We start from the raw sequence: 26,924 nt of genomic DNA, 5'->3' as shown, positions 1-26,924 counted from the left end.
ATGCAAGAAGGCCGAAAGACCTTGCGGAATATTTCTGCAAGGTCCGCCGATCGTTACCGGCATGTGTCCTGTCGATTTCGCCGCTCACCCTTGACGGCTCCGCCGATCCCCGTCAACACCGGCAACCAGGGTCCCCGCCTCCACGGGAGCGCGTCAACCGCGCCGCAGGAAGGTTTCGCAAGAACTTGCAAGAACTTGCCGCGCGCCGGCCGGTCACGCGCTCGCCACGCCCGGTGGGCAATCCGACAGACGACCGGTACAGTCCACTCACATGACCGCACGGCTTGCCGATATCGCAACTCAGGCGGGGGTCAGCGAAGCGACGGTCAGCCGCGTTCTGAACGGCAAGCCCGGTGTTGCCGCGACCACCCGTGAGTCCGTACTCGCCGCGCTCGACGTCCTCGGATACGAACGCCCCGTACGGCTGCGGCGCCGCAGCGCGGGGCTCGTCGGCCTGATCACGCCGGAGCTGGAGAACCCGATCTTCCCGGCGCTCGCCCAGGTCATCGGGCAGGCGCTGACCCGGCAGGGGTACACCCCCGTACTGGCCACGCAGACGCCCGGCGGCTCGACCGAGGACGAGCTGACGGAGATGCTGGTCGAACGCGACGTCTCCGGCATCATCTTCGTCTCGGGGCTGCACGCGGACACCTCCGCCGACATGCGGCGCTACGAGAAGCTGGGCGCCCAGGGCGTGCCGTTCGTCCTGGTGGACGGCTTCTCGCCGAAGGTCAGGGCGCCGTTCATCTCGCCGGACGACCGGGCGGCCGTACGGCTGGCGGTGACGCATCTCGTCTCGCTGGGCCATCAGCGCATCGGGCTGGCCGTCGGGCCCAAGCGGTTCGTCCCGGTGCTCCGCAAGATCGAGGGTTTCCGGGCCACGGTCCAGGAGTTGCTGGGGCTGACCGGGCCGCAGACCGACGAGCTGATCCAGCAGTCGCTGTTCACCCTGGAGGGCGGCCAGGCGGCGGCGTCCGCGCTGATCGAGCGCGGCTGCACGGCGGTGGTGTGCGCGAGCGACATGATGGCGCTCGGTGCGATCAGGGCCGCGCGCCGGCTCGGACTCGACGTGCCGCGCGACCTGTCGGTGGTCGGTTTCGACGACTCGCCGCTCATAGCCTTCACCGACCCGCCGCTGACGACGATCCGCAAGCCGGTGCCGTCGATGGGCCAGGCCGCGGTCCGTACGCTGCTGGAGGAGATCGGCGGTACGCCCGCCCCGCACAGCGAGTTCGTGTTCATGCCCGAGCTGGTGGTACGCGGTTCAACTGCTTCCGGGCCGACCCCCGGACCCCAAGGGATATCCGGGTCGCGGCCTAGTCCCTGAGACGGAGCACATGCGAGCAGAACCCGTCCGAGGGATGATCGGTCGAGGGTGAGGAATCTGGCAGACTCTCGCCCTATGGGTGAATCGACGGTAAAGGCAGAGGAAGGCCGCACGGCCACCCCGTTCCCCACGCCGTCACCCACCGCGGACGAAGCGGCCCCGGGGGCGCAGGCGACGGAGGCGGTCACGGTCACGGACACGCGCGCGAACCCGGAGACGGAGCCGGACACGGCCCCGAACACGGAGCCGACAACGGCCGCGGAAGCGGACCGGACGGCACCGCGGGAGCCCGCACCGGCGCCCCCCGCGGCCCCGAGCGCCTCGGCCGTCTCGGAGGTACGGCCCCGGCGGCTGGGCCGGCTGCGCTCCCCGCGCCGCCCGCGCATCTGGTTCGAGATCCTGCTGATCGCGGTCAGTTACTGGACGTACTCCCTTATCCGCAACGCGGTCCCCGAGCAGCGCACCCAGGCAATGAAGAACGCCGACTGGATCTGGCAGGCGGAGCAGACCCTCGGCATCGCCGTGGAACAGAGCGTCAACCACGCCCTGAATTCGGTGACGTGGCTGATCGTGGCCATGAACTACTACTACGCCACACTGCATTTCGTCGTCACGATCGGTGTGCTCGTCTGGCTCTTCCGCAGTCATCCGGGCCGGTACTCCGCCGCCCGGCTGACCCTCTTCGCCACCACCGCCGTGGCCCTGCTCGGTTACTACCTGTATCCGCTGGCGCCGCCGCGGCTGATGTCCGGCGGGCACTTCATCGACACGGTCGTCCGTCACGAGACCTGGGGCTCGATGGCCTCCGGCAACCTGAAGAACATGTCGAACCCGTACGCGGCGATGCCGTCGATGCACATCGGCTGGTCCCTCTGGTGCGGCCTGACCATCTTCGCCGTCGCGTCGGCGCCCTGGGCGAAGATCCTGGGCCTGCTCTACCCGACGGCCACCCTGGTGGTCATCGTCGCCACGGCCAACCACTTCTGGCTGGACGCGGTGGGCGGCATGCTCTGCCTGGCGTTCGGCTTCACGCTCTCGTACCTCTGGTACGGGGCGCTGCCGCACCACCTGCCGCGCCGGGCCGCGGACGACCGCCGCCCACCGCGAACACTCGTACGGCGCCTGTCGCCCCGCACCGAGGACAGGGACGAGCGTCCCGCGTCGCGCTGAGCACACAGCCGCCGCGCATACGGCGAGCCCCGGCGGGCCGGGAGAACCGTCGTCTCCCGGCCCGCCGGGGCCTCCCGGGTCACCGGACCGGTTCGGTGACCGTCGAATCACCGGACGGCAGGGACTCCGTTCCGTCGGCGGCCACGGCCGTCACCCAGTAGTAGGACGTGGTGCCGCGCCTGGCGCCGGTGTCGAAGTGGAAGAAGGCCTCGCTGCCGAGTTCGGCGATCTTCTGGTACGTCGCGGTCACGGGATTCCAGCGGTAGACGCGGTATCCGCCCGCGGTCTCCGGGTCGGACGGGCCGAGGCCGTTCCACCTCACCTCGTTCCCCTCGTCGCCCTCGGCCGGATACGCCTGGACGGACAGCGGCGAGCCCTCGGGCGTCGGCACGCTCGGCGTCGTGTCGAGTTCGGTCGCGGTCACCACCTCGGCCGTCCCGGTCCAGTTCACGAAGTCGACGCGCAGGGTGTGCTTGCCGGAAGGAATCGTGATGTTGACGGTCTTCCGTTCGGTGGCGGAGACGTTCTTCCAGAGGTCGATCCTGCGGGTGCCGTCGAGGTAGACATGGATCCCGTCCTGGGTGGTCACCGGCAGGGCGAAGGGGCCACCGGAACCGAAGTCGCGGGTGACGGACCAGCGAACGCCGAAGTTGTCCTTCGGCAGGCCGGAGGCGGGGGCGCCGGTGCCCCAGTTCTCGTCGATCACGCTGTCGCAGTCGGTCTTCTTCGGAGTGCTGGAGAAGGTGGTGTTCGCGAAGAACTGCCGTGTGTAGACCGGCGAAGAACCACTGACGGCGGCGGAGGCGGGGGCGGCGGTGAACGCTCGTGTGCACGACTCGTGAGGAGAAGCCTTGGTTGTACTGGTCCTCGCTTCCACTGCGGGGACATCTCCGTTCGCCCCGGGGCGAGTTGACGTCCACGGCCGCCGGCACGACCGCTACCCGTGGCGGCCGCGTCAGTGCGCCCCGTAGAACAGTTCCTCCATCACCGCCCGCGCCCTGCGCGTGGTGCGCCGGTAGTCGTCCAGCATGCCGCCGCTGATGCCGCCGTACCCGTTGGGGTAGGGACCGTTGGCGGCGCCGAGGCCGCCCGCGGCGCCCAGCCCGTTGGCCGCGCCGAGGCCGTTGCCCGCGTGCTGCGGATCGGCGGGCTGCCGCTCCGGTACGCGGGCGTAGCCCAGGTAGCGGCCCATGGCACCCATCTCGCGGCTGTCCGAGGGAAAGGTGTCGCCGGGCCTGCCCCGGACCAGCATCACGCCGTTGCGCACCCGTGTCGCCAGGACCCACGCCTCGTCGAGGACGGCCGCCTCCTGCGCGCCGAGGAGCCCCGCCGCGTGCGCCGCCGCCAGGGCCGCGCGGGTCCGGGTGGTCCGCAGCCCCGGCACCTCCCAGGCGTGCCGCATCTGGAGGAGCTGCACCGTCCACTCGACGTCGGAGAGGCCGCCGCGGCCCAGCTTGGTGTGGAGCGTCGGGTCGGCGCCGCGCGGCAGCCGCTCCGACTCCATCCGCGCCTTGAGCCGGCGGATCTCCCGTACCGCGTCCTCGCCGAGACCGCGCTCCGGATACCGCAGCGGGTCGACGAGCCGGATGAAGCGGCGGCCCAGCTCCCCGTCGCCCGCCATCGGTTCGGCGCGCAGCAGCGCCTGGCTCTCCCACACCAGCGACCAGCGCCGGTAGTACGCGGCGTAGGAGGCGAGCGTACGGACCATCGGTCCGCTCTTGCCCTCCGGCCGCAGGTCCGCGTCGATGAGCAACGGCGGGTCGGAGGTGGGGACCTGGAGCAGCCTGCGCATCTCGGCGACGACGGCGTTCGCGGCCTGGGCGGCCTCGTGCTCGCTCACGCCGTCGCGCGGCTCGTGGACGAACAGGACGTCCGCGTCGGAGCCGTACCCGAGCTCGTGCCCGCCGAAGCGGCCCATCCCGATGACCGCGAACCGGGTGGGCAGGGTGTCGCCCCACTGGTCGCGGACGACGGCGCGCAGGGCCGCCGCGAGCGTGGCCGCGTTGAGGTCGGTGACCGCGTTGCCGACCCGGTCGACGAGGGCGCCCGGATCCTCCTCCGCGGGGGACTCCTCCGTACCGTACGAGCCGATCAGGTCGGAAGCCGCCGTACGGAACAGCTCCCGCCTGCGGACTCCGCGCGCGAAGGTGACGGCGCCCTCGGCGGTCTCCGCGCGGCCGACCGCCGCGAGGACCTCCTGTTCGAGGTGGTCGCGGCCGCGCGGGGTCAGCCCGCCCGGGTCGCCGAGGATGGCCACCGCCTCGGGGGCGCGCAGCAGCAGATCGGGGGCGAGCCGCCCGGCCGACAGGACGCGGGCGAGGTTCTCGGCGGCGGCGCCCTCGTCCCGCAGCAGCCGCAGGTACCAGGGGGTCTTGCCGAGGGCGTCCGAGACCTTGCGGAAGCCGAGCAGCCCGGCGTCGGGGTCGGCGGAGTCCGCGAACCAGCCGAGCAGCACCGGCAGCAGCGTCCTTTGGATGGCGGCCTTGCGGCTCACCCCGGACGACAGCGCCTCCAGATGGCGGAGCGCGGCGACCGGGTCCGCGTAGCCGAGCGCTTCGAGCCGCTGCCCGGCCGCCCTGGGGGAGAGCCGGATCTCGCCGGGCGCGAGCTGGGCGACCGCGTCGAGCAGCGGCCGGTAGAAGAGCTTCTCGTGCAGCCGGCGGACGGCCGAGGCGTGCCGCCGCCAGGCCCGGTCGAGTTCGGCGACGGGATCGCCGCGCAGCCCGAGCGAGCGGCCGAGGCGGCGCAGGTCGGCCTCGTCCTCGGGGACGAGATGGGTGCGGCGCAGCCGGTAGAGCTGGATGCGGTGCTCCATGGCGCGCAGGAAGCGGTACGCCTCGTCGAGCTGGGCGGCGTCCGCGCGGCCCACGTAGCCGCCGGCCGCGAGCGCGTCGAGGGCTTCGAGCGTGGAGCCGCCGCGCAGTGAGGCGTCGCTGCGGCCGTGCACCAACTGGAGGAGCTGTACGGCGAATTCGACGTCCCGCAGCCCGCCGGGGCCGAGCTTGAGTTCGCGTTCGGCCTGGCCGGCGGGGATGTTGTCGATGACGCGGCGGCGCATCTTCTGCACGTCGGGGACGAAGTGGTCGCGTTCGGACGCCTGCCAGACCAGCGGGGAGACGGCGTCGATGTAGTCGGCGCCGAGGACCGGATCCCCGGCGACGGGGCGGGCCTTGAGGAGCGCCTGGAACTCCCAGGTCTTCGCCCAGCGCTGGTAGTAGGCGAGATGGCTGCTGAGGGTCCGTACGAGCGGTCCGTTGCGCCCTTCGGGGCGGAGGTTGGCGTCGACGGGCCAGATCGTTCCCTCGGCGGTGGATTCGGAGCAGATCCGCATGAGGTGGGAGGCGAGGCGGGTGGCGGCCTGCACGGCGCTCTTCGTCCCGTCGGCCTCGTCGGCGCCCAGCGGGGGTTCGCCGACGAAGATGACGTCCACGTCGGAGACGTAGTTCAGCTCGTGGCCGCCGCACTTGCCCATGGCGATGACCGCGAGCCGGCAGGCGGCGGCGTCCTCGGGCGCGGCGGCCTTGGCGATCGCGAGGGCGGCGCGGAGGGTCGCCGTCGCCAGGTCGGCGAGCTCGGCGGCGATCTGGGCGACGTCGGCCGTGCCGCAGACGTCCCGGGCCGCGATGGCCAGCAGGGAGCGGCGGTAGGCGATCCGCAGCGAGACGGCGTCCTTCGCCTCGGCGAGGCCGTGTTCGAACTCCTCGACGCCGGGGTGCAGGTCCGCCAGCTCGTAGGTGACCAGGACCTGCCAGTCCTCGGGGTGCCTGGCGAGATGGTCGCCGAGCGCCTCGGAGGCGCCGAGCACCCCGAGCAGCCGGTCCCGCAGCGGCTTCGCGGCGATCACGGTGTCGAGCAGGACCCGCCGGTCCTCCGGCCCGGCCGCCTCGGCCACCCGGACCAGCCCGCGCAGCGCGAGATCCGGGTCGGCGGTCTGGCCCAGCGCGTCGAGCAGCAGCGGGGCGGAGCGTACGGGCGCCATCTCCGGGACGTCGAGCAGCCGCTCGGCGGCGGAGGGATCGGTGAAACCGTGCCGCAACAGTCGGGTGAACGTACTGCTCCTGCGTCCCGGCATGGTCATGTCGCCGTCTCCTGTCAGCTCGGCATCGCGCGATCGAGCACCAGGCATCGAGCCTAGTGTCCGGCGCCGACAGAACACCGCCGCAGCCACCGGTCGCGCACCACGCCGCTGAACGGCTCAGATGCTGTCCAGCACATTCGCGACCAGGTTCGCCCCCCGGTACTTCACCGCGTGCCAGCGGTTGCAGTACCGATTCGGACGCCACCAGCGGCGCTGTTTCAGCGGGCGGCCGCACCACTTGCACGGTTTGGTGCGCACCTTGATGTCGAGTCCGCTCATGAAATCCCCCTGGCACGGCCCCGGTGGGTACGGGACGGCTTCGGGCCCGCACCACGATGGTGCGGGCCCGACATCACGCGCACGCGGAAAATGCGCGCTGACCCGCGGCTACAGCACCGGCAGGTTCTTCTTCAGCTCGAAGGCGGTGACCTCGGAGCGGTACTCCTCCCACTCCTGCTTCTTGTTGCGGAGGAAGAAGTCGAAGACGTGCTCACCCAGCGTCTCCGCCACCAGTTCGCTGCGCTCCATCAGGGAGATCGCCTCGCCCAGGTTCTGCGGCAGCGGCTCGATGCCCATCGCGCGGCGCTCGGCGTCGGAGAGCGCCCAGACGTCGTCGTCGGCGCCCGCCGGGAGTTCGTACCCCTCCTCGATGCCCTTGAGGCCGGCGGCGAGCAGTACCGCGTACGTCAGGTAGGGGTTGGCCCCCGAGTCGATGGAGCGGACCTCGACGCGGGCGGAGCCCGTCTTGCCGGGCTTGTACATCGGGACCCGGATCAGCGCCGAGCGGTTGTTGTGGCCCCAGCAGATGTACGAGGGGGCCTCGCCGCCCGAGCCCGCGGTGCGGGTGGAGCCGCCCCAGATGCGCTTGTAGGAGTTGACCCACTGGTTGGTGACGGCCGAGATCTCCGCCGCGTGCTTGAGCAGCCCGGCGATGAAGGAGCGGCCGACCTTCGAGAGCTGGTACTCGGCGCCCGACTCGTAGAACGCGTTCCGGTCGCCCTCGAAGAGGGAGAGGTGGGTGTGCATGCCCGAGCCCGGGTACTCCGAGAACGGCTTCGGCATGAACGTCGCCTGCACGCCCTGCTCCAGCGCGACCTGCTTCATGACCAGGCGGAACGTCATGATGTTGTCCGCCGTGGAGAGCGCGTCCGCGTACCGCAGGTCGATCTCCTGCTGGCCGGGGGCGCCCTCGTGGTGGCTGAACTCCACCGAGATGCCCATGGACTCCAGCATCGTGATCGCCTGGCGGCGGAAGTCCATGCCCACGTTCTGCGGGGTGTGGTCGAAGTAGCCGGAGCTGTCGGCCGGGGTGGGCCGGGTGCCGTCGACCGGCTTGTCCTTCAGGAGGAAGAACTCGATCTCGGGGTGGGTGTAGAAGGTGAACCCCAGATCCGAGGTCTTGGCGAGCATGCGCTTGAGGACGTAGCGCGGGTCCGCGAAGGACGGCGAGCCGTCCGGCATGAGGATGTCGCAGAACATCCGGGCCGTGCCCGGGGCCTCGGCGCGCCAGGGGAGGATCTGGAAGGTGCCCGGATCGGGCTTGGCGATCATGTCGGACTCGTAGACGCGGGCGAAGCCCTCGATCGCGGATCCGTCGAAGCCCATGCCCTCGTCGAAGGCCTGCTCCAGCTCCGCGGGCGCGACGGCGACCGACTTCAGGAAACCGAGCACATCGGTGAACCAGAGCCGCACGAAACGGATGTCGCGCTCCTCCAGCGTACGGAGCACGAATTCCTGCTGCTTATCCATAATCCTACCCATCCTTGCTGGTCAGGCCACCTGCTCCCATGTCGCGGGGCACGTTGGGGCACACGAGCATCCCACCACACGATTTCCGGCGCGTTGCGAACCCCCGTCCAACGCTCCGCGTCGTGCGCGTGTACGGGTACCCGCCCATAGTGCCTGCCCAGGTGGTGCCCATGAAACAGGTGACGGCAATCCCCCGTGCGGAAGATCGATCCCGCGTCGTCACCGGGTGGGGGTGTCGGACCAGCCCAGCGGGTACGGCTCCCCCTCGTCACCGGGTACGGAGGGCTCCCCGCCCGCCTCCGTGAACGCGGTCAGCGCCCCGACCAGGGACGAGCGCTGCTCGGGGGTGAGGCGCTCGACGATCGCCGAGATCTCCCGGTGGCGTACGGCCGTGACCCGTTCGACCAGGGAGTGGCCCTCCGGTGTGAGCCGCAGCACCGTCTCCCGGCGGTTGGCGGGGTTGCTCTCCCGGGTCGCCAGGCCCGCCGCGATCAGCCGGTCGAGCATGCGCATGGCGGTGGACGGGTTCACCCCGAGCCGGTCGGCGACCGATACGAGCTTGGCGTCACCGTGCGTGGAGAGCACCACGAGAAGACGGAACTGGGGCAGCGTGACCCGCTCCCCCATGGCGGCGAGGGAACGGGCGGAGATGGCGACGAGCAGCCGGGACGCGGCCAGCACCGCGTGCGTCACCGCGTCGACATCGGCAGGAGCTTGCTCCGCCTTGCCCTTCTGTTCGGCCATGCCTCTTTGTATCGCGCCCGTGACCGAATGGACGGGACCGTTTCATACCGTATCGACGACGGTACAAGGCCAGGACACAGCGGCCGGCCGGGCCGGGCGGCGGCCTCGTGGCTGCCGTACGGCCCCCTCGTGGCATCCGCACTGCTGCTCCGGGCCGTCACGCACTACGATCTGGCCCCATGGGGGGACAGCCGCGCGGCCGCATCGGCCACATACGCACCACGCGTCCCACGGCCTTGCTGAGCGCCGTGGCGACGCTGCTGGCCGCGCTCTTCGTCTGTCTGGGCACCGATCCGGGCGGGCCGCCCGGCCACCACCGGGACGCGGTCGCCACCGCCGTGGCCGGCCCCTCGGCGGTCGGCGCGGCCGAACCGCCGCGCGCCGGGGACTCCCAGTACGTCTGCCCGTACCGCCACGGCGACTGCGGGCTCTTCCCGCACCTGAGCGCGGCCGTGCTCACCGCGCCGCCGCCCGCCGCGGAGCCCGCCGTCGGCGCCCAGCACCCGTACCTCGAACCACCGCGCCCCACCGGCCGGGCGCCCCGTTCCGGAGCGCTCGCCCGCGCGCCGGACCTTCACGTCCTTCAAGTACTGCGGACGTAGCCGGGCCCGGGCCCCGCACCGTGTTCCACGCTCCGCGTTCAGCATTCCGCGTTCAGCGTTCTCGTCGTGCAGCGTTTTCCGCGATCCGCAGTCATCCCCCAGAAGGACGAAAACATCATGGGTTCCAAGTCCCAGTCAGCCGACCGCAAGGCCCGAATAGAGGCGATGCGCCGCGCCGAGCGGGCCCGCGAGCGGCGCAGTCGCATCATCACGATCACGGTGAGCGCCGTCGTGGTGGTCGGTCTCGTCGGCTTCGGCGCGTACGCGCTCAACCAGGAGTCCGACAAGAAGGAGGCGGAGAAGGCCGCCGCCGCGGCGCCCGTCAAGGAAGAGAAGTCCTGGGACGCCAAGAAGCTGGGCCGTAACCATGTCACCGAGGCGGTGAAGTACCCGATGACGCCGGCGGTGGGCGGTGACCACAACCAGGTCTGGATGAACTGCGACGGTGACGTCTACAAGGAGGCGATCCCCGACGTCAACGCGGTGCACTCGCTGGAGCACGGCGCGGTGTGGGTCACGTACAACGACAAGGCGTCGGACGAGGATGTGAAGACGCTCGCCGACAAGGTCGGCAAGACCCCGTACACGCTGATGAGCCCGGTCAAGGACCAGGACGGCACGATCATGCTCAGCGCCTGGGGCAAGCAGGTCTCGGTGGACAGCGCGTCGGACTCGCGCGTCGGCCAGTTCCTCACCAAGTACGTGCAGGGCGAGCAGACCCCCGAGCCGGGCGCCGCCTGCACGGGTGGAATGGGCGCGCAGTGAGCGGCGCGGACGACGCCCCCAGGCGGTCCGTGACCCGTACACAGTGGGCGGCGATCACCGCCGTCGTACTGGCGCTGGTCTTCGCCGGTACGGCCACGGTCGCCTCCGCCGCGCGGGACGACGGCACGTCGCCGGTCTCCCGTACGCCGTCGTCGGAGTCCGCGGACGCGGGCTTCGCCCGGGACATGGCCGTCCACCACCAGCAGGCCGTGGAGATGTCCTTCATCGTGCGGGACAGCACGGACGACGAGGAGGTACGGCGGCTGGCGTACGACATCGCCAACACCCAGGCGAACCAGCGCGGCATGCTGCTGGGGTGGCTGGACATGTGGGGGCTGCCCAAGGTGGAGGCCGGTACGGAGCCCATGGCGTGGATGCGTGGCACGGGGGATGCCGAGGGCATGGAGGGCATGGAGGGCATGGAGGACATGGATCACGGTGACGCGGGCCAGGGGGGCCATGAGGCCCACGACGGTTCGCTGATGCCGGGCATGGCCACGAAGACGGAGCTGGACCAGCTCCGCAAGGCCCGTGGCAAGGCGGCCGAGGTCCTCTACCTCCAGCTCATGACCGACCACCACAAGGGCGGCGTCTCCATGGCGGAGGGCTGCGTCCAGCTCTGCTCCGACGGTACGGAGAAGAGCCTGGCGGAGGGCATGGTCGCGGCGCAGCAGTCGGAGATGTCCCTGATGGCGGACCTGCTCGCGGCACGCGGCGCGAAGGCGCGCTCCTGATGTGCTGATGTATCCGCTGCCGGGCGGTACCGCCCGGCAGCGGACGGCCCCGGCTCCCCCGTTCGGGTGCTTGCGGTCGCGTCCCCCGAACGGACGCACCATGATGGTTCTGGCTCGGGGCGGACGGCGACAGCACGACAGCACCGCACTCAGGAGCAGGAGGCTGAGCACCCATGACCACGGCCAAGGACATCATGCATCCCGGCGCCCGGTGGATCCCGGCGCACGAGACCCTCGACCGCGCGGCGCAGCTCATGCGCGAGCTGGACGTCGGCGCGCTGCCCATCGCCGACTCCCAGGAGCGTCTGACCGGCATCCTCACGGACCGCGACATCGTCGTCGGCTGTGTGGCGCGCGGCCATGACCCGGCGCAGACGACGGCGGGCGAGATGGCGCACGGCACGCCGCGGTGGATCGACTCGGACGCGGACGTGGAGGAGGTCCTGCAGGAGATGCAGAGCCACCGGATCCGCCGGCTCCCGGTGATCGAGGACAAGCGCCTCGTCGGGATGATCAGCGAGGCCGATCTGGCGCGGCACCTCACCGAGATCCAGATCGCCGCGTGGGCGGAACAGGTCTACGCGGGCCGCTGACCACGGGTCCCGGGCTCCGGGCGATGGGCCGGGTCCGCCGCCGGGGAGTGACCCGCCCCCGGCGCGTGGCCCACCCCCGGCGCGTGGCCCGCCCCCGGGGAGTGGTCCGCCCCACACCCGTGGCCCAGGACATCGCGTCAGACAGACGATTACACTGGGCGGCGTGCCTCAACTACGTCTCGCCCTGAATCAGATCGACTCGACCGTCGGTGATCTCACCGCGAACGCCGAGGCGATCGTGCACTGGACCCGGCACGCCGCCGAGCAGGGAGCGCATCTCGTCGCGTTCCCCGAGATGGCGCTGACCGGCTACCCCGTCGAGGACCTCGCCCTGCGGCCGTCCTTCGTCGAGGCATCCCGGGCCGCCGTGCGCGCGCTCGCCGCCCGGCTCGACGAGGAGGGCTTCGGGGAGCTGCCCGTCGTCGTCGGCTATCTCGACCGCTCCGAGTCGGCCCAGCCGCGGTTCGGGCAGCCCGCGGGCGCCCCGCGCAACGCCGCCGCCGTGCTGCACCGCGGCGAGGTGGTGCTCAACTTCGCCAAGCACCACCTGCCGAACTACGGCGTCTTCGACGAGTTCCGGTACTTCGTGCGGGGCAACACGATGCCCGTCCTGCGGGTGCACGGCGTGGATGTCGCGCTCGCCATCTGCGAGGACCTCTGGCAGGAGGGCGGGCGGGTACCCGCCGCCCGGTCCGCCGGGGCCGGGCTGCTGCTGTCGATCAACGCGTCGCCGTACGAGCGCGAGAAGGACGACAGCCGCCTGGAGCTGGTGCGCAAGCGTGCCCAGGAGGCCGGCTGCACGACCGCGTACCTCGCGATGATCGGCGGCCAGGACGAGCTGGTCTTCGACGGCGACTCGATCGTGGTCGACAAGGACGGCGAGGTCGTGGCGCGCGCGCCGCAGTTCGCGGAGGGCTCGGTCGTCCTGGACCTCGATCTGCCCGCCGCGTCGCCGGAGCCGGTGGAGGGCGTCGTCGACGACGGGCTGCGGATCGACCGGGTCGTCCTCTCCGAGGACCCGCTCCCGGCGTACGAGCCGGAGCTGACCGGCGGTTACGCGGACCGTCTCGACGACGACGAGGAGGTGTACTCGGCGCTGGTCGTGGGGCTGCGCGCGTACGCCGCCAAGAACGGTTTCCGCTCCGTCCTGATCGGGCTCTCCGGCGGGATCGACTCGGCGCTGGTGGCCGCCATCGCGTGCGACGCGCTCGGCGCGCAGCACGTGTACGGGGTCTCCATGCCGTCCAAGTACTCCTCGGACCACTCCAAGGGCGACGCGGCCGAGCTGGCGCGCCGTACCGGGCTCAACTTCCGTACGCACCCGATCGAGCCGATGTTCGACGCGTACATGGGGTCGCTGGGGCTCACCGGGCTCGCGGAGGAGAACCTCCAGGCGCGGCTGCGCGGCACGATGCTGATGGCCCTCTCCAACCAGGAGGGGCAGATCGTGCTCGCGCCGGGCAACAAGTCCGAGCTGGCGGTGGGGTACTCGACGCTGTACGGCGACGCCGTCGGCGCGTACGGCCCGATCAAGGACGTCTACAAGACGTCGGTCTTCCGGCTCGCCCGGTGGCGCAACCGCGCCGCCGAGGAGCGCGGCCAGACCCCGCCGATCCCCGAGGCGTCCATCTCGAAGCCGCCCAGCGCCGAGCTCCGGCCCGGCCAGGTCGACACGGACTCGCTGCCCGACTACGACGTGCTGGACCGGATCCTGGAACTGTACGTCGACCGCGACCAGGGCATGGACGCGATCGTCGCGGCGGGCTTCGACCCGGAGATGGTGGCGAAGACGCTGCGGATGGTGGACACGGCGGAGTACAAGCGGCGCCAGTACCCGCCGGGTACCAAGATCTCGGCGAAGGGCTTCGGCAAGGACCGGCGCCTGCCGATCACCAACCACTGGCGCGAGCGGGTCTGATCACGCGAGGGCCGGGCCGCTCGCACCACCCGGCCGCTCGCGCCGCCCGGGGCGACCGGGGGCCGGCCGCCGGCCCCCGGTGATCGCTTCAGACGCGTTCCGTGGCCGTCGCGGCCGGTGCCCCGCCGGAGGCGACGACGCGGGAGACCTCGGGCGCCGCGTCGTGGCCGCCCCGGCGGCCCCGGTCGAGGAACCCGGCCGTGACCGCGACCGCCAGGCCGAGGACCGTGAGGACCGCGCCGACCAGCGTGGGGGACATCCAGCCCCAGCCCGCGGTGATCGCCATGCCGCCGAGCCACGCGCCGCCCGCGTTGGCGAGGTTGAACGCCGAGTGGTTGGAGGCCGAGGCGAGCGTGGGGGCGTGCCTGGCCTTCTGCATGACCAGCATCTGGAGCGGCGTGGTCGTCATGAAGCCGACCGCGCCCAGGACGACGACCGTCACCAGCGCCGCCCACTGCACGTGCACCGTGAAGCGGAACGCGACCAGGACCAGGGCGAGGGCGGCGAGCGACCCGTACAGCGTGGGGCGCAGCGCCCGGTCGGTCAGCGGCCCCGCCGCCAGCGCGCCGAGCGTCATGCCGATGCCGAAGAGGGCGAGGACGAGGGTGACGGAGGACTCCCCGAAGCCCATGACCTCGGTCGTCATCGACGCGAGGTAGGAGTAGACGGCGAAGACGCCGCCGAAGCCGAGGACGGCGGTGGCGAGGCCGAGCAGCACCTGCCGGTTGCCGAGGGCGCGCACCTCGCGGCGCACGTCCTGCTGGGCGTCCACGGGTACGTACGGTACGAGCCGGGCCAGCGCTGCGAGCGCGACCAGGCCGATGACGGTGACCACCAGGAAGGTGGCGCGCCAGCCGAGGTGCTGGCCGAGCAGGGTGGCGGCGGGGACACCGACGATGTTCGCGACGGTCAGGCCGAGGAACATGGTGGCCACGGCGCGCGCCTGCCGGCCCTCCCGGACCAGCCGGGCGGCGACGACCGCGCCGACGCCGAAGAACGCGCCGTGCGGCAGCCCCGCGAGGACCCGGCCCGCCAGCAGCCAGCCGAAGCCGGGGGCGAGCGCGGAGGCGAGGTTGCCGACGATGAAGAGGCCCATCAGCAGCAGGAGCATCCGCTTGCGCGGGATGCGGGAGCCGACGGCGGTGAGCAGCGGGGCGCCGATGACGACGCCGATCGCGTACGCGGAGACGAGGTAGCCGGCGGTGGGCACGGAGGTTCCCAGATCGCCCGCGACATTGGGCAGCAGGCCCATCATGACGAACTCGGTGGTACCGATGCCGAAGGCGCTCACGGCGAGGGCGAGCAGAGCCAGGGGCATGACAGAGACAGCCTTTCCACGGGGGCAGAGCCACAGGGGGCGCACGAGCCACGGGGGCACGGGTCCGCAGGGGCCATATTGGTTAGTACCCCTGCGGAACAAAGTCTCTCAGGTCATGTATTCCGGCAGATGAACGCCGTATTGCGTGCGGTGCATCACTCGGCGCCGGACGCCGACCGCGCCCGGCGCCGGGTGACGCACCCGCCCGGCGCTGAGCGCCGCTCGCCGCGCGGCGCTCAGCGCAGTTCGACCCTGGCGGCGAGCGGCAGATGGTCGCTGCCCGTCCTGGGCAGCGACCACGACGAGGTCGGTTCGACGCCCTTGACCATGATCTGGTCGATCCTGGCCAGCGGGAACGCGGCGGGCCAGGAGAAGCCGTACCCGTCGCCCGCCGCGCCCTGGGTCGAGCGCATCTGGGCGGTGACGGCCTTGAGGGCGCGGTCGTTCATCGTGCCGTTGAGGTCGCCGAGGAGGATGACCCGCTCCAGCGGCTCGTCGCCGATGGCCTCGCCCAGCGCGTCGGCGCTCTTGTCGCGCTGGTTGGCGGTGAACCCGGCGTGCAGCTTGACCCGTACGGACGGCAGGTGCGCCACGTAGACGGCGACCGGGCCGTGCGGGGTGGCGACGGTGGAGCGCATCGCGCGGACCCAGCCGAGCCGGATGCCGACCGGCTTGGTGGCGCTCAGCGGGTACTTGCTCCAGAGCCCGACGGTGCCCTGTACGGAGTGGTACTTGTACGTTCCCGCCAGACCCTTCTCGTACGTCTCGACGGCGCCGGCCTTCAGCTCCTCCAGCGCGATGACGTCCGCGCCCGACTCCGCCAGGTCGGCGGCGGTGCCCTCCGGATCGGGGTTGTCCGCGTTGACGTTGTGGGTGGCGACCATGAGGTCACCGCCGCCGCCCGACTTGTCGGTGATGAGGCCGCCGAAGAGGTTGAGCCAGACGACGGCGGGCAGCAGCAGGGCGATCAGGGCGGTGGCGGAGCGGCGTACGAGACCGAGGACGAGGACCAGCGGCACGACCAGCCCCAGCCAGGGCAGGAAGGTCTCGGTGAGGCTGCCCAGGTTGCCGATGGTGTTGGGGATCTGCGCGTGAAGGATCATCAGGAAGGCGGCCAGCAGGGCGAGAAGCGCGAGGATGATGCCGCGCCGCCAGATGCCGGGATCGCGGCGCAGGCGGTCCAGCAGGTCCCTGGCGCGGGATCGGGATGGGGACCGCTGCTCCTCGCCGTCCGTCGTCACCGACTGCGCCGTGTACTCCTGCGTCATGTCCGCCCTCACTGCATTGCCCGTGCACGCCCGCCCCTGACCCAGGGCCTGTTCCGTGCTTCCCCACGGCGTCCACGGGAAAGCTCGCAACAGACCCTAGGCGATGGACGGGCCCTTTCTCCGCCGTCCCCCGACGGCCGTACGAGGACGGTGACGAACGGGCCGCTCCGGCGGGTTCCGATCACGGACGAATGACCGGGGGTTGTGACAGAACGCTCATGTAGGAGGGCGGCGAAAACGGGCGGCCCCGGGGGCCCGAACGGATGTGACAGGTCTCACGGCCCGGGCGTTTCGCGCCCCGGGGACGGCTGCGGATGGGGGCCGACCCCCTGGAGCGCCACTCCGATGATCTGCTCGGCCAGGTCGTCGGGGAGCGGTGCGGTGGGCCGGTGGATGGTGCGCATCAGCATCGACCCGACGAGCAGGTCGTTGATGAGCTCCGGGTCCAGGTCGGCGCGGAGTTCCCCGGCCTCGATCCCCCGCCGGATCACGGCCAGCGTGGCGGCACGGCGGGGGGCCACGACCGTACGGTGGTACTCCTCCCAGAGTCTGGGGTGGCTCTTCATCTCCACGACGACGTTGTGCAGGATCACCGAGGAGCGCTGGGCGACCCCGCGCCGGCGCACCGACTCCAGCAGGGCCCGGAGGTCGTCCAGGGCGGAGGTGCCGGGCAGTTCCGGGTCCTGCGGCTCGAACTCCCTCAGGAGGTCGAGGAAGAGCGCTTCCTTGCCCGGCCAGCGGCGGTAGATGGTGGCCTTGCCGACGCCCGCCGTACGCGCGATGCGCTCGATGGAGAGGCCGCCCAGCGGAACGCCGTCCTCCAGCAGGGCCACGGCGGCTTCCAGGATCGCCCGCTCGACCGCCTCGCTGCGTGGCCTGCCGCGCCGGAGTTCCTTCTTGTCCCCGTCCCCGTCCCCGTGGTCCCGCTCCCGGTGGTCCCGCTCCCGCACCTGTGCCGCCTCTCCGCCGTGACACCGTTCGCCGTGACGCGGTGTCCGTACGTCGCGGTCGCGTCAGGTCGATTCTCGTACACGGCGCGGGCGCCCGGCCACGCCGCAGTGGTTCAGCGCGTGGCACCGGCGGGTTCGGCGGAGCCGGAGTCCGAGGTGTCACCCGTCACGCCGGTCTCACCCGTCCCGTTCCCCTTCCCCGCCGTACGCTCCACCGGGGGCCTGCCCGGCAGGAAGAGCGCGACGACGACGGCGCCGGCCAGCGCGACGGCCGCCGAGCCGAGGGCCGTGACATGCATGGCGTCCAGGAACGCGTCGTACGCCGAGCCGATCAGCGGCCGGCCCGCCGGGCCGAGCTTCTCCGCGACGGCGAGGGTGGCCTCGATGGACTCGGCCGCCGCGTCCCGGGCGGCGGCCGGTACCGCGCCGAGGTGCCCCTCGATCCCGCCCCGGTACGTCGCCGACAGCACCGAGCCGAGTACGGCGATGCCCAGGGCGCCGCCGACCTGGCGGAAGGTGTTGTTGATCGCCGACCCGGACCCGGCCTTCTCCCGGGGCAGCGCCTGCATGACGGCGACCGTGACCGGCGGCATGACGTGGGCCATTCCGCTGCCCTGGACGAAGAAGACCAGGCAGAGCACCCAGACCGGTGTGCCGGCGTCGAAGAGCGCGAACGCCGCGAGGCCGCCCGCGACCAGCACCAGACCGGCCGCGCAGACCAGCCGGGCGCCGAACCGGTCCACGACCAGCCGGGCCCGCGGCGCGAAGACCATCTGCGCGACGGCGAGCGGCAGGATCAGCAGCCCCGACTGGAGCGCGCTGTAGCCGCGCACGCTCTGGAGGTAGAAGGCCGAGAAGAACGTCACGCCCATGAGCGCGAAGAAGGCCAGCGCGATGGCGGCGACGGCCGCGGCGAACGCGGGCTTCCTGAAGTACGCGATGTCGATGGCCGGATGGCTGCTGCGCTTCTCGTGCAGGACGAAAACGGCGAGCACGGCGAGACCGCCCAGGAGCGAGGCGAGCACCGTGGCGTCGGTGAAGTCGGCGAGTTCGCCGCCGCGGATGATGCCGAACACCAGCAGGACCAGTCCCACGATGGAGAGCAGGACGCCCAGCGGGTCGACGCGCCCCGGCGCCGGGTCCTTGGACTCCGGTACGAGCAGGACCATCGCGATCAGCCCGACGACCGCGACGGGGACGTTGACGAGGAAGATCGAGCCCCACCAGAAGTGTTCGAGGAGCACTCCGCCGGTGATCGGGCCGATGGCGATGCCGAGGCCCACGCTGCCCGCCCAAATGCCTATGGCCTTGGGCTGCTCGTCGCGCTCGAAGACATTCATCAGGACGGCGAGAGTGGCGGGCATCACGAACGCGGCGCCGAAGCCCATCAGTGCGCGGTAGCCGATGAGTTCCGCGGGCGATCCGGAGAGCGCGGCGAGCGCGGAGCCGACGGCGAAGACGACGGTGCCGAAGAGCAGCACCTTCTTGCGGCCGATACGGTCGCCGAGCAGGCCGGAGGTGAACAGGAGTCCGGCGAAGACGAGCGTGTAGGAGTTGATCGCCCACTCCAGCTCGCTCTGGGTGGCGCCGAGGCCGGTGGGCGCGGGGGCGGCGATCGTCCTGACCGCCACGTTCAGGATCGAGTTGTCCAGTACGACGATGAGAAGACTGAACATCAGAACACCGAGGATGGCCCACCGGCGGCGGTGGACCTGCTCGGGAACACGGGGTGCGGGCATGCGAGGTGCGGCGCCTGGGGCGCCGGACGGTGTGGACATGTCGTACAGACTAAGCCCGTTTCGATACGAGACCGTCTCGTATTGGAAAGTCTTTACCGAGGTCCAGCCCGCGCGTGCCCGGCGCCGCGCGCCTCACTCCCGGGACGCCCGCCCCCGGGGCCCCACTTCCCGTGCGGGGCGCGGGATGCCACCATGGAGGCGGTCCGGGGACACCGTCAGGGTGCCTCGAGATGACGAAAGGGCCTTCGGCCATGACTTCTCAACCGGCGCTCTACGGCGGCAAGATCTCCCGCCGTATCACCGTCCACGACATCACCGCCGCCAAGGAGCGCGGTGAGAAGTGGCCCATGCTCACCGCCTACGACGCGATGACCGCCTCGGTCTTCGACGAGGCCGGCATCCCGGTGATGCTCGTCGGCGACTCGATGGGCAACTGCCACCTCGGGTACGAGACCACCGTGCCCGTCACCCTCGACGAGATGACGATGCTCTCGGCCGCCGTCGTACGGGGCACCAAGCGCGCCCTGATCGTCGGCGACCTCCCGTTCGGCTCGTACCAGGAAGGCCCCGTGCAGGCGCTGCGCAGCGCCACCCGGCTGGTGAAGGACGCGGGGGTGGGCGCGGTCAAGCTGGAGGGCGGCGAGCGCTCGCACGGCCAGATCGAGCTGCTGGTGCAGGCCGGCATCCCGGTGATGGGGCACATCGGGCTCACCCCGCAGTCCGTCAACACCCTGGGCTACCGGGTGCAGGGCCGCGGCGAGGAGGCCGCGCAGCAACTGCTGCGCGACGCGAAGGCCGTGCAGGACGCGGGCGCCTTCGCGGTCGTGCTGGAGCTGGTGCCGGCCGAGATCGCCGCCGAGGTCACGCGCGTCCTGCACATCCCGACGGTCGGGATCGGCGCCGGGGCACAGACGGACGCGCAGGTCCTCGTCTACACCGACATGGCCGGTCTGACCGGCGGCAGGATGCCGCGCTTCACGAAGCAGTACGCGAATCTGCGGCAGACGCTCGGCGACGCGGCGAAGGAGTTTGCCGAGGAGGTCATCGGAGGAACGTTCCCTCAGGAGGAACACACCTTCCACTAGAGCGCCGGCCGGACCGGCCGGACCGGCCCCGCCCACAAGCCACTGCCCGCACCACGACAGCCCGCCGATCTTCCCCCGTCGGCGGGCTGTCGACTGCCCGGCCCCGGGATGTCGGCCAGTTATCCACAGGCTGTCGGCGGCTTGTCGGCGGGTTGTCGGTGGCGCCTGTTCTGATGGGGGCCATGACGACATACGACAAGAACCCCGGCGGCGGCCGATCGGGCCACGCCGTCGAGGTGCGGGGGCTGGTCAAGCAGTACGGCGGACCGCAGGGCACCCGGGCCCTCGACGGCGTCGACCTCGATGTGCGCGAGGGCACCGTCCTCGGCGTGCTCGGGCCCAACGGCGCGGGCAAGACGACCCTGGTCCGCATCCTCTCCACCCTGGTCCAGCCGGACGCCGGCACGGCGATGGTCGCGGGGTACGACGTGCTGCGCCAGCCCCGCCAGCTGCGCCGCAGGATCGGCCTCACCGGCCAGTACGCCTCGGTCGACGAGAAGCTCTCCGGCTGGGAGAACCTGTACATGATCGGGCGGCTGCTCGATCTCTCCCGCGCGGACGCCCGGCGCCGCGCCGACGAACTGCTGGAGCGCTTCTCGCTCACGGAGGCGGCGAAGAAGGCCGCGATGCAGTACTCCGGCGGCATGCGGCGCCGGCTCGACCTCGCGGCGTCGATGATCGGCCGCCCCTCGGTGCTCTACCTCGACGAGCCGACGACGGGCCTCGACCCCCGTACCCGTAACGAGGTCTGGGACGAGGTGCGGCGGATGGTCGACGAGGGGGCCACCGTCCTGCTCACCACCCAGTACATGGAGGAGGCCGAACAGCTCGCCGACGAGCTGACGGTCATCGACCGCGGCCGGGTCATCGCCAACGGCGGCGTCGACGAGCTGAAGGCGAAGGTCGGCGGCCGGACGCTGCAGATCAGGCCGGCGGATCCGGCGGAGCTCCCCGCGATGGCGCGGGCGGTCACCGAGAGCGGCCTCGACGGTATCGCCGGCGCGCAGGCCGTGGCCGACGAGGGACTGCTGTACGTACCGATCCTGAGCGACGGTCAGCTGACCGCGGTCATCGGCCTGCTGGCCGAGCGCGGCTTCGGCATCGCGCACATAGGGACCCATCTGCCCAGCCTCGACGAGGTGTTCCTGGCCATCACCGGCCAGAAGACCACCTCCGCGACCCCGTCCGACACCACGCCCGAGGAGGTCGCGGCATGAGCTCGACCAACACCGCCACCACACCGTCCACGCCCGGCGCCGACGCCGGCCCCCAGACCGGCGCGGGCACCGCGGCCGCGGAAAGCTCCACCCCGCCCGCCGCGGGCGCCGGCGGGCCCGGCTCGCGGGCGATTCCGGCCTCCGGCGCCGACGACGGCCGGATCGGGCTTCGCGCCAATCTGCGCCACATCGGCGCGCTGGTGCGCCGCAACGCCCTGCAGATCAAGCAGGACCCGGAGTCGATGTTCGACGTCCTGCTGATGCCGATCATCTTCACCCTGCTGTTCGTGTACGTCTTCGGCGGGTCCGTGGGCGCGAGCCTCGGCGGCAGCCGCGAGGACTACGTGAACTACGTGGTGCCGGGGCTGATGGCGATGATGGGCATGAACATCGCGATGGCCGTCGGCACCGGGGTGAACGACGACTTCCGCAAGGGGGTCATGGACCGGTTCCGCACGATGCCGATCGCCCGCTCCTCGGTGCTGATCGCGAAGATAGTCGTGGAGATCGGCCGGATGCTGGTCGCCATAGCGATCCTGCTCGGCATGGGCTTCCTGCTCGGCATGGAGATCAAGACGTCGGTGCTCGACCTGGGCGCCGCCATCGGTCTCTCCCTGGCGTTCGGCGCCTCGCTGATGTGGATCTTCATCCTGCTCGGACTCGCCATGAAGACGGCGCAGGCCGTCCAGGGGGTGGCCATGCTCGTGCTGATGCCGATGCAGTTCGGTTCGTCGATCTTCGCCCCGCCGTCGACCATGCCCGGCTGGCTCCAGGCGTTCACCGACTACAACCCGCTCTCCAACCTCGCCGACGCGGCGCGCAATCTGATCAACGGCGGTCCGGTCGCGCACTCCGTGTGGATGACGCTGGGGTGGGCGGCGGCGATCACCGTGGTGACGGCCCCGCTGGCGGTGGCCAAGTTCCGCAAGAAGTCGTGACGCCGGGCGCGCCGGGGGGTGAGGCACCGCGAACGGAACGGACCCGCGGCGACGGCGCGGATCAGACGAGGGCGACGGCTTCCTCCAGGGAGAGGCCGGCGCCCTCGGCCCGCGCGGCGTCGAACGCGGGACCGTCGAGGACGGCGCGCGTCGCCGCCTCGGCGGCGGCGGACATCTCCCGCTCCAGGGAGTTCGGGTGATGACGGGCGGGGAGCAGCGCCTCGTACGCGCCGAGCAGCCGGGCGGCGTCCCGGCCCCGGCCTCCTTCGGCGGCGGGGAGCCCGCCCAGCGCCCAGGCGGCCGTCAGCAGATGGACCGCGGGCATCTCCGGCGCGACCATCATCGACAGCGGGGACAGCGCCGACTCCAGGGCGGCCCGGCTGCCCACCAGCGACTCGGCGTACCGGCCGTCCGCGCAGTCCAGCCAGGCGAAGACGCTCTGCACCATGCCCTGGAACATGGCCAGGGTCTCGGAGCGGAACGTGTAGAGCAGTTGGTGCATCTGCTCCCTGGCCTCGTCGCGGCGTCCGGTGCGGCCCAGCCACAGGGCGAGGAAGAGGCGGGCGGCGGGCATCGCCTCGTGCACGGAGTCCGGCTCGTCGGCCATCACCTCGCGGAGGATGCGCTCGCCCTCGTCGCCCTGGCCCGTCTCGAACATCGTCCCGGCGAGGCGGGCGCGGAGCAGGGCGACCTGGCCGCGCGCGCCCAGCCACTCGGCGTGGCCGATGGCCGCCGCGTAGTCCGCCGCGGCCAGGGCGTGTTCGCCGTGTTTCTCCAGGGCCTCGCCCCGGGCGGAGAGCGCCTCGGCGGTACCCCAGCGGTCGCCGAGCCGCTCGTAGATCGCCAGGCTCCGGTCGGCGTCCCCGCGCGCGTCGCCCGCCCAGGCCGCGCGGTTGGCGAGCACGTTGGCCCGCATCTGGAGCGCGCTGGCCAGCTCCCACTCGTAACCGAACTCCTCGCAGGCGCGCACCGTCCCGTCCAGCATCAGGCGCAGGTCGTCGGCGTCCCCGGTGAGCATGATCGCGAAGAACCACAGGGTGGCGGGGAAGCGGCAGGTCTGCGGCAGCCCCGGCCGGTAGACGGTGGCCACCACACGGAGCCGGTCCTGCTGTTCCGGGGCCATCCAGGTACCCACGTTGTGGTCCTGGGTGGCCATCTCGACCAGCCACACCTGACGCCGCGCCTCCTGGAGCAGGTCGGGGCTCATGGGCGGCGGCGCGTCCGTACAGCGCGTCAGGATCGGCGGGGCGGGCTCCCCCGGCGGGACGAACGGGTCGGGGCCGAGTGCCGAGGCGGCCCTGGCCCACTGGCAGACGTCGGGGCGCAGGTCGAGCATCTGCCAGAACCAGCTGAGGGAGAGCACCAGACAGAGCGCCTCCTGCTCGTCACCGGCGGCCACGGCGCGGCGCAGCGCGGTGCGCAGGTTCTCGTACTCCTGCTGGAGGCGGCGTATGGCGGCCTGCTGGCCGGGGCCGCGCAGCGCGACGTCGGTGGTGCGGGCCAGCTCCCGGTAGTGGACGAGATGCCGTCGCTCGGTGGCGGCGCGCTCCCCTCCCTCGCCTGCGCCGGATCCCCCGGCCCCGGCGGACCGGTCGAGGCGTTCGGCGGTGTACTCCGCGACGGTCTCCAGCAGCCGGTAGCGCATGGTGCCGTCGCTCGCGGGGGTGGCGACGACGAGGGACTTGTCGATGAGGGAGCCCAGCAGCGCGGCGACGTCCCGGGCACCCACGACAGACCCGGCAGTGCCGGTGCCGGTGCCCGTGCCGGTGCCCGTTTCGGTGCCGCTGCCGGTTCCGGTTTCGGTGTCGTCGGCGCAGACGAACTCCGCGGCCGTGAGGTCGCAGCCGCCCGTGAAGACGGAGAGCCGCCGCAGCACGGCGCGTTCCGGGCCGTCCAGCAGCTCCCAGGACCAGTCCACGACGGCGCGCAGGGTCTGCTGGCGCGGCAGTACGGTCCGGCTCCCGCTCGTCAGCAGCCGGAAGCGGTCGTCGAGCCGGTCGGCGATCTGGCGCGGCGTCAGCAGCCGCAGCCGCGCCGCCGCCAGCTCGATCGCCAGCGGCAGCCCGTCCAGCCGGCGGCAGATCTCCGCCACCGCCCCCGGGTCGTCCGCCGGGTCGAACCCGGCCCGTACCGCGCGCCCGCGCTCCGCGAACAGCCGGTGCGCCGGGTCCGGCGGCAGCGGCTCCACCGGGCGCACCACCTCGCCCGGCACCCCCAGCGCCTCCCGGCTGGTCGCCAGGACGGTCAGCCCGGGGCAGTGCGCGAGAAGCTCGTCGGCGAGGACGGCCGCGGCGCCGATCACGTGCTCGCAGTTGTCGAGCAGGAGCAGCATGCGGCGGCGGGCGCAGTGCTCGGCGAGCCGCACGAGCGGTTCGCCGGCGTGCCGGTCGACGGCGCGCAGTTCCTCGGCCCCGGCCCCGCGCAGTACGGTCTCGCGCGCGCCGAGGGCGCTGAGTACGGCCTCGGGGACCGTCGCCGGATCGTTGACGGGAGCCAGCTCGGCCAGCCAGACACCGTCGGGCCAGTCCTCCGCCATCAGCTCGGCGGCCTCCTGCGAGAGCCGGGTCTTCCCGGCGCCGCCCGGCCCGAGCAGGGTGACGAGCCGGGCGCGGCCCAGGTCGCCGCGTATCGCCTCGATGTCGGCCTCGCGCCCGACGAAGCTGGTCAGCCGGGCGCGGAGGTTCCCGGGGCGCCCGGCCCCGTTCACCCGGGCACCGTCCGGCCGGTCACCGTTCAGCCGGACGCCGTTCACCGACGCCCCGGACAATCCGTTCACCGATGCCCCGGACGCGCCATTCACCGGCACCGCGGACGATCCGTTCATCGATGGCGCGGGCGCCGGAGTGCCTCCGCCGTGGCTACCCCGGGCGTCCCCGCCGCGCAGCAGCTCCTCGTGGAGGCCGCGCAGCTCCGGGCCCGGGTCCGCGCCCAGCCGCTCCGCGAGAGCGCGGCGCACCTCGCCGTAGGCGGCCAGCGCGGCCGCCGGGCGCCCCGCGTCCCGCAGGGCCCGGATCCGCAGCGCCTGAAGGGGTTCGTCGAGCGGGAACTCACCGCAGAGCGCGGCCAGCTCGGGCAGGGCCTCCGCCGCGCGGCCCAGCGCGAGCGCGGCGGCCGACCGGGCCCGGCGCGCCTCGGTGCGCCGGGTCTCCCAGCGGGCCGCCTCCGTCGCACGGTCGGGGAGGTCGGCCAGCGCGGGTCCCCGCCAGAGCGCGAGCGCGTCGTCGAGCAGCCGGGCCGCCCGGGCGGCGTCGCCCGCCTCCAGCGCCCGCGCGCCTTCGCGGGCGAGCGCGCCGAAGCGGTGGAGGTCCACGTCGTCCTCGTCGGCGCGGAGCCGGTAGCCGCCGTTCTCCGAGGCCACGGCGGAGGCGCCGAGGGCCCGGCGCAACCGCCCGACCAGGGCCTGGAGCGCGCCGACCGCGTCGGCGGGCGGCTCGCCGTCCCAGACCTCCGCGACGAGCGCGCCGACCGGGACGGTACGGCCGGGCCGCAGCGCCAGCACGGTCAGCAGCGCGCGCAGCCGGGCGCCGCCGAGGGCGGCGGGGGTGCCGTCGGCACGCAGGGCGAGGGTGGGACCGAGAACGCGGTAGCGCGGACGCATGGGCCCATTGTCCGGGACGGCGCTCAGCGGAACCGCCCCGCATCCACCGACCGGCTCGGGGGCAGGCGCACCAGCGAAGGGAGCCGCCGCCCCTCGTCGTACCGGATCGTCCTCTGCGCCATGGGTCCAGACTCCCCGGAACCGTGCCGGGAGGCGAGACGTTTTCCGCGTGTCGGACGTTCGGGAAAGGGCAGCGGTACGGTCGGGGAGATCTCCGGCCGCACGCCACACGCTCCCGCCCTGCCGCCCGACCCGCCGATCCCGTCCCCTGGGGAGCCCCGCCCATGTCCACCGTCACCTCCCGCAACAGCGACCGGCGTATCTCCCCCGTCTTCCTGGGCATCGTCGCCGTCACGGCGGTCTCCGGCTGGGCGGTGTGGACCGACTTCGCCGCGGACATCAGGATCGGCGTCTTCCTCTTCGTCACGGGCGCCTGGATCACCTCGCTCTGTCTGCACGAGTACGCGCACGCCCGCACCGCGCTGCACAGCGGCGACATCTCGATCGGCGCCAAGGGCTATCTGACGCTCAACCCGCTCAAGTACACGCACGCGCTGCTGAGCATCGTGCTGCCCGTGATCTTCGTGATCATGGGCGGGATCGGGCTGCCGGGCGGGGCGGTCTTCATCGAGCGGGGCCGTATCCGGGGCCGCTGGAAGCACAGCCTGATCTCGGCGGCCGGCCCGCTGACGAACGTGCTGTTCGCGATCGTCTGCACGGCGCCGTTCTGGCTGGACGCCCTGTCCGGCGTCCCCATGTCCTTCCGTTACGCGCTCGGCTTCCTCGCCCTTCTCCAGGTCACGGCGGCGCTGCTGAACTTCCTGCCGGTGCCGGGTCTGGACGGGTACGGGGTGATCGAGCCGTGGCTCTCCCACAAGATCCGCCGCCAGGTGGAGCCGTTCGCGCCGTTCGGACTGCTCGCCGTCTTCGTCGTGCTCTTCATCCCCGAGGTGAACGGCGCGTTCTTCGACGGCATCCACGCGCTGATGCGCGCCCTGGGCGTCTCGGAGCTGGAGACGTACTGCGGGCGCAACCTCTTCACCTTCTGGACGAGCCGGCAGGAGTACATCTGCGGAGCGTGACGCCCCAGGGGGCTCCAGGAGACTCCAGGAGGCGGAGCGTGCCGTACCG

General features: G+C 72.1%; 21 protein-coding genes. 11 read left to right on the top strand and 10 right to left on the bottom strand.

Translation table 11 applies throughout. From position 1 onward, the window contains the following. The first annotated feature begins 271 nt into the window (after positions 1 to 271). A complete protein-coding gene (locus tag ACFXKG_RS20310) occupies positions 272 to 1,327 on the top strand; it encodes a LacI family DNA-binding transcriptional regulator (protein WP_384840594.1) in 1,056 nt (351 codons plus the stop codon). A gap of 75 nt (positions 1,328 to 1,402) precedes the next feature. Then, the gene (locus ACFXKG_RS20305) at positions 1,403 to 2,497 is read left to right on the top strand and encodes a phosphatase PAP2 family protein (protein WP_384840591.1); all 1,095 of its coding nucleotides are present in this window, start codon (positions 1,403 to 1,405) and stop codon (positions 2,495 to 2,497) included. A gap of 79 nt (positions 2,498 to 2,576) precedes the next feature. Here ACFXKG_RS20305 and ACFXKG_RS20300 read toward each other — a convergent pair whose 3' ends face one another. The 5 genes from ACFXKG_RS20300 to ACFXKG_RS20280 form a co-directional block, all read right to left on the bottom strand. Next, entirely contained in the window at positions 2,577 to 3,374 is a 798-nt protein-coding gene (locus ACFXKG_RS20300; RefSeq protein WP_384840588.1) for a PA14 domain-containing protein, read from the bottom strand. 78 nt (positions 3,375 to 3,452) lie between these two features. Further along, positions 3,453 to 6,575 carry a bifunctional [glutamine synthetase] adenylyltransferase/[glutamine synthetase]-adenylyl-L-tyrosine phosphorylase gene (locus ACFXKG_RS20295; RefSeq protein WP_384840586.1) on the bottom strand — a complete coding sequence of 1,041 codons (3,123 nt, stop codon included), beginning with the start codon at positions 6,573 to 6,575 and terminating at the stop codon, positions 3,453 to 3,455. Positions 6,576 to 6,692: 117 nt separating this feature from the next. Beyond that, on the bottom strand, positions 6,693 to 6,854 hold the full coding sequence (locus ACFXKG_RS20290; protein WP_384840583.1) for a hypothetical protein: 162 nt from the start codon (positions 6,852 to 6,854) through the stop codon (positions 6,693 to 6,695). Between the two features lie 108 nt (positions 6,855 to 6,962). Next, positions 6,963 to 8,324: a glutamine synthetase family protein gene (locus ACFXKG_RS20285; protein ID WP_382888499.1), complete on the bottom strand. Its 1,362-nt coding sequence runs from the start codon at positions 8,322 to 8,324 to the stop codon at positions 6,963 to 6,965. Between the two features lie 219 nt (positions 8,325 to 8,543). After that, complete coding sequence (locus ACFXKG_RS20280; protein WP_384840579.1) at positions 8,544 to 9,068, bottom strand: MarR family winged helix-turn-helix transcriptional regulator; 525 nt, start codon at positions 9,066 to 9,068, stop codon at positions 8,544 to 8,546. Positions 9,069 to 9,247: 179 nt separating this feature from the next. Between ACFXKG_RS20280 and ACFXKG_RS20275 the strand changes: the two genes are divergently transcribed. The 5 genes from ACFXKG_RS20275 (at position 9,248) to ACFXKG_RS20255 (ending at position 13,680) form a co-directional block, all read left to right on the top strand. Then, entirely contained in the window at positions 9,248 to 9,670 is a 423-nt protein-coding gene (locus ACFXKG_RS20275) for a hypothetical protein (protein ID WP_384840576.1), read from the top strand. Positions 9,671 to 9,787: 117 nt separating this feature from the next. Then, entirely contained in the window at positions 9,788 to 10,435 is a 648-nt protein-coding gene (locus ACFXKG_RS20270) for a DUF3105 domain-containing protein (protein ID WP_384840573.1), read from the top strand. A 29-nt stretch (positions 10,436 to 10,464) separates the two neighbouring features. Then, complete coding sequence (locus tag ACFXKG_RS20265; protein WP_384840570.1) at positions 10,465 to 11,169, top strand: DUF305 domain-containing protein; 705 nt, start codon at positions 10,465 to 10,467, stop codon at positions 11,167 to 11,169. A 173-nt stretch (positions 11,170 to 11,342) separates the two neighbouring features. Beyond that, on the top strand, positions 11,343 to 11,762 hold the full coding sequence (locus ACFXKG_RS20260) for a CBS domain-containing protein (RefSeq protein ID WP_384840567.1): 420 nt from the start codon (positions 11,343 to 11,345) through the stop codon (positions 11,760 to 11,762). 163 nt (positions 11,763 to 11,925) lie between these two features. Then, on the top strand, positions 11,926 to 13,680 hold the full coding sequence (locus tag ACFXKG_RS20255; protein WP_384840564.1) for an NAD+ synthase: 1,755 nt from the start codon (positions 11,926 to 11,928) through the stop codon (positions 13,678 to 13,680). 88 nt (positions 13,681 to 13,768) lie between these two features. Here the strand turns inward: ACFXKG_RS20255 and ACFXKG_RS20250 are convergent, their stop codons facing one another. The 4 genes from ACFXKG_RS20250 to ACFXKG_RS20235 form a co-directional block, all read right to left on the bottom strand. Then, positions 13,769 to 14,998 carry an MFS transporter gene (locus ACFXKG_RS20250; RefSeq protein WP_384840561.1) on the bottom strand — a complete coding sequence of 410 codons (1,230 nt, stop codon included), beginning with the start codon at positions 14,996 to 14,998 and terminating at the stop codon, positions 13,769 to 13,771. A gap of 236 nt (positions 14,999 to 15,234) precedes the next feature. Continuing rightward, on the bottom strand, positions 15,235 to 16,185 hold the full coding sequence (locus tag ACFXKG_RS20245; RefSeq protein ID WP_384840712.1) for an endonuclease/exonuclease/phosphatase family protein: 951 nt from the start codon (positions 16,183 to 16,185) through the stop codon (positions 15,235 to 15,237). A gap of 356 nt (positions 16,186 to 16,541) precedes the next feature. After that, positions 16,542 to 17,216: a TetR/AcrR family transcriptional regulator gene (locus tag ACFXKG_RS20240; RefSeq protein WP_384840558.1), complete on the bottom strand. Its 675-nt coding sequence runs from the start codon at positions 17,214 to 17,216 to the stop codon at positions 16,542 to 16,544. Between the two features lie 113 nt (positions 17,217 to 17,329). Then, positions 17,330 to 18,994, bottom strand: a complete 1,665-nt coding sequence (locus tag ACFXKG_RS20235) for an MFS transporter (RefSeq protein WP_384840555.1) — start codon at positions 18,992 to 18,994, stop codon at positions 17,330 to 17,332. Positions 18,995 to 19,185: 191 nt separating this feature from the next. On the opposite strand from ACFXKG_RS20235, the gene panB reads away from it, so the two are divergent. From panB to ACFXKG_RS20220, 3 genes are all read left to right on the top strand, one after another. Beyond that, positions 19,186 to 20,040, top strand: coding sequence for a 3-methyl-2-oxobutanoate hydroxymethyltransferase (gene panB / locus ACFXKG_RS20230; RefSeq protein WP_384840552.1), 855 nt, complete (start codon positions 19,186 to 19,188; stop codon positions 20,038 to 20,040). Positions 20,041 to 20,222: 182 nt separating this feature from the next. After that, positions 20,223 to 21,257 carry an ATP-binding cassette domain-containing protein gene (locus tag ACFXKG_RS20225; protein ID WP_384840549.1) on the top strand — a complete coding sequence of 345 codons (1,035 nt, stop codon included), beginning with the start codon at positions 20,223 to 20,225 and terminating at the stop codon, positions 21,255 to 21,257. After that, a complete protein-coding gene (locus tag ACFXKG_RS20220) occupies positions 21,254 to 22,195 on the top strand; it encodes an ABC transporter permease (protein WP_384840546.1) in 942 nt (313 codons plus the stop codon). The genes ACFXKG_RS20225 and ACFXKG_RS20220 overlap by 4 nt, the downstream gene beginning before the upstream one ends. 61 nt (positions 22,196 to 22,256) lie before the next feature. Here ACFXKG_RS20220 and ACFXKG_RS20215 read toward each other — a convergent pair whose 3' ends face one another. Then, positions 22,257 to 25,793 (bottom strand): BTAD domain-containing putative transcriptional regulator, encoded by a 3,537-nt coding sequence (locus ACFXKG_RS20215; protein WP_384840543.1) that lies wholly within the window; start codon positions 25,791 to 25,793, stop codon positions 22,257 to 22,259. A 284-nt stretch (positions 25,794 to 26,077) separates the two neighbouring features. On the opposite strand from ACFXKG_RS20215, the gene ACFXKG_RS20210 reads away from it, so the two are divergent. After that, the gene (locus tag ACFXKG_RS20210; RefSeq protein ID WP_384840540.1) at positions 26,078 to 26,875 is read left to right on the top strand and encodes a site-2 protease family protein; all 798 of its coding nucleotides are present in this window, start codon (positions 26,078 to 26,080) and stop codon (positions 26,873 to 26,875) included. The last annotated feature ends 49 nt before the right edge of the window (positions 26,876 to 26,924 follow it).

The organism is Streptomyces sp. NPDC059255 (assembly GCF_042752355.1).
Classification (GTDB): Bacteria; Actinomycetota; Actinomycetes; order Streptomycetales; family Streptomycetaceae; genus Streptomyces.
This window is presented reverse-complemented; position numbering and strand designations above follow the sequence as displayed.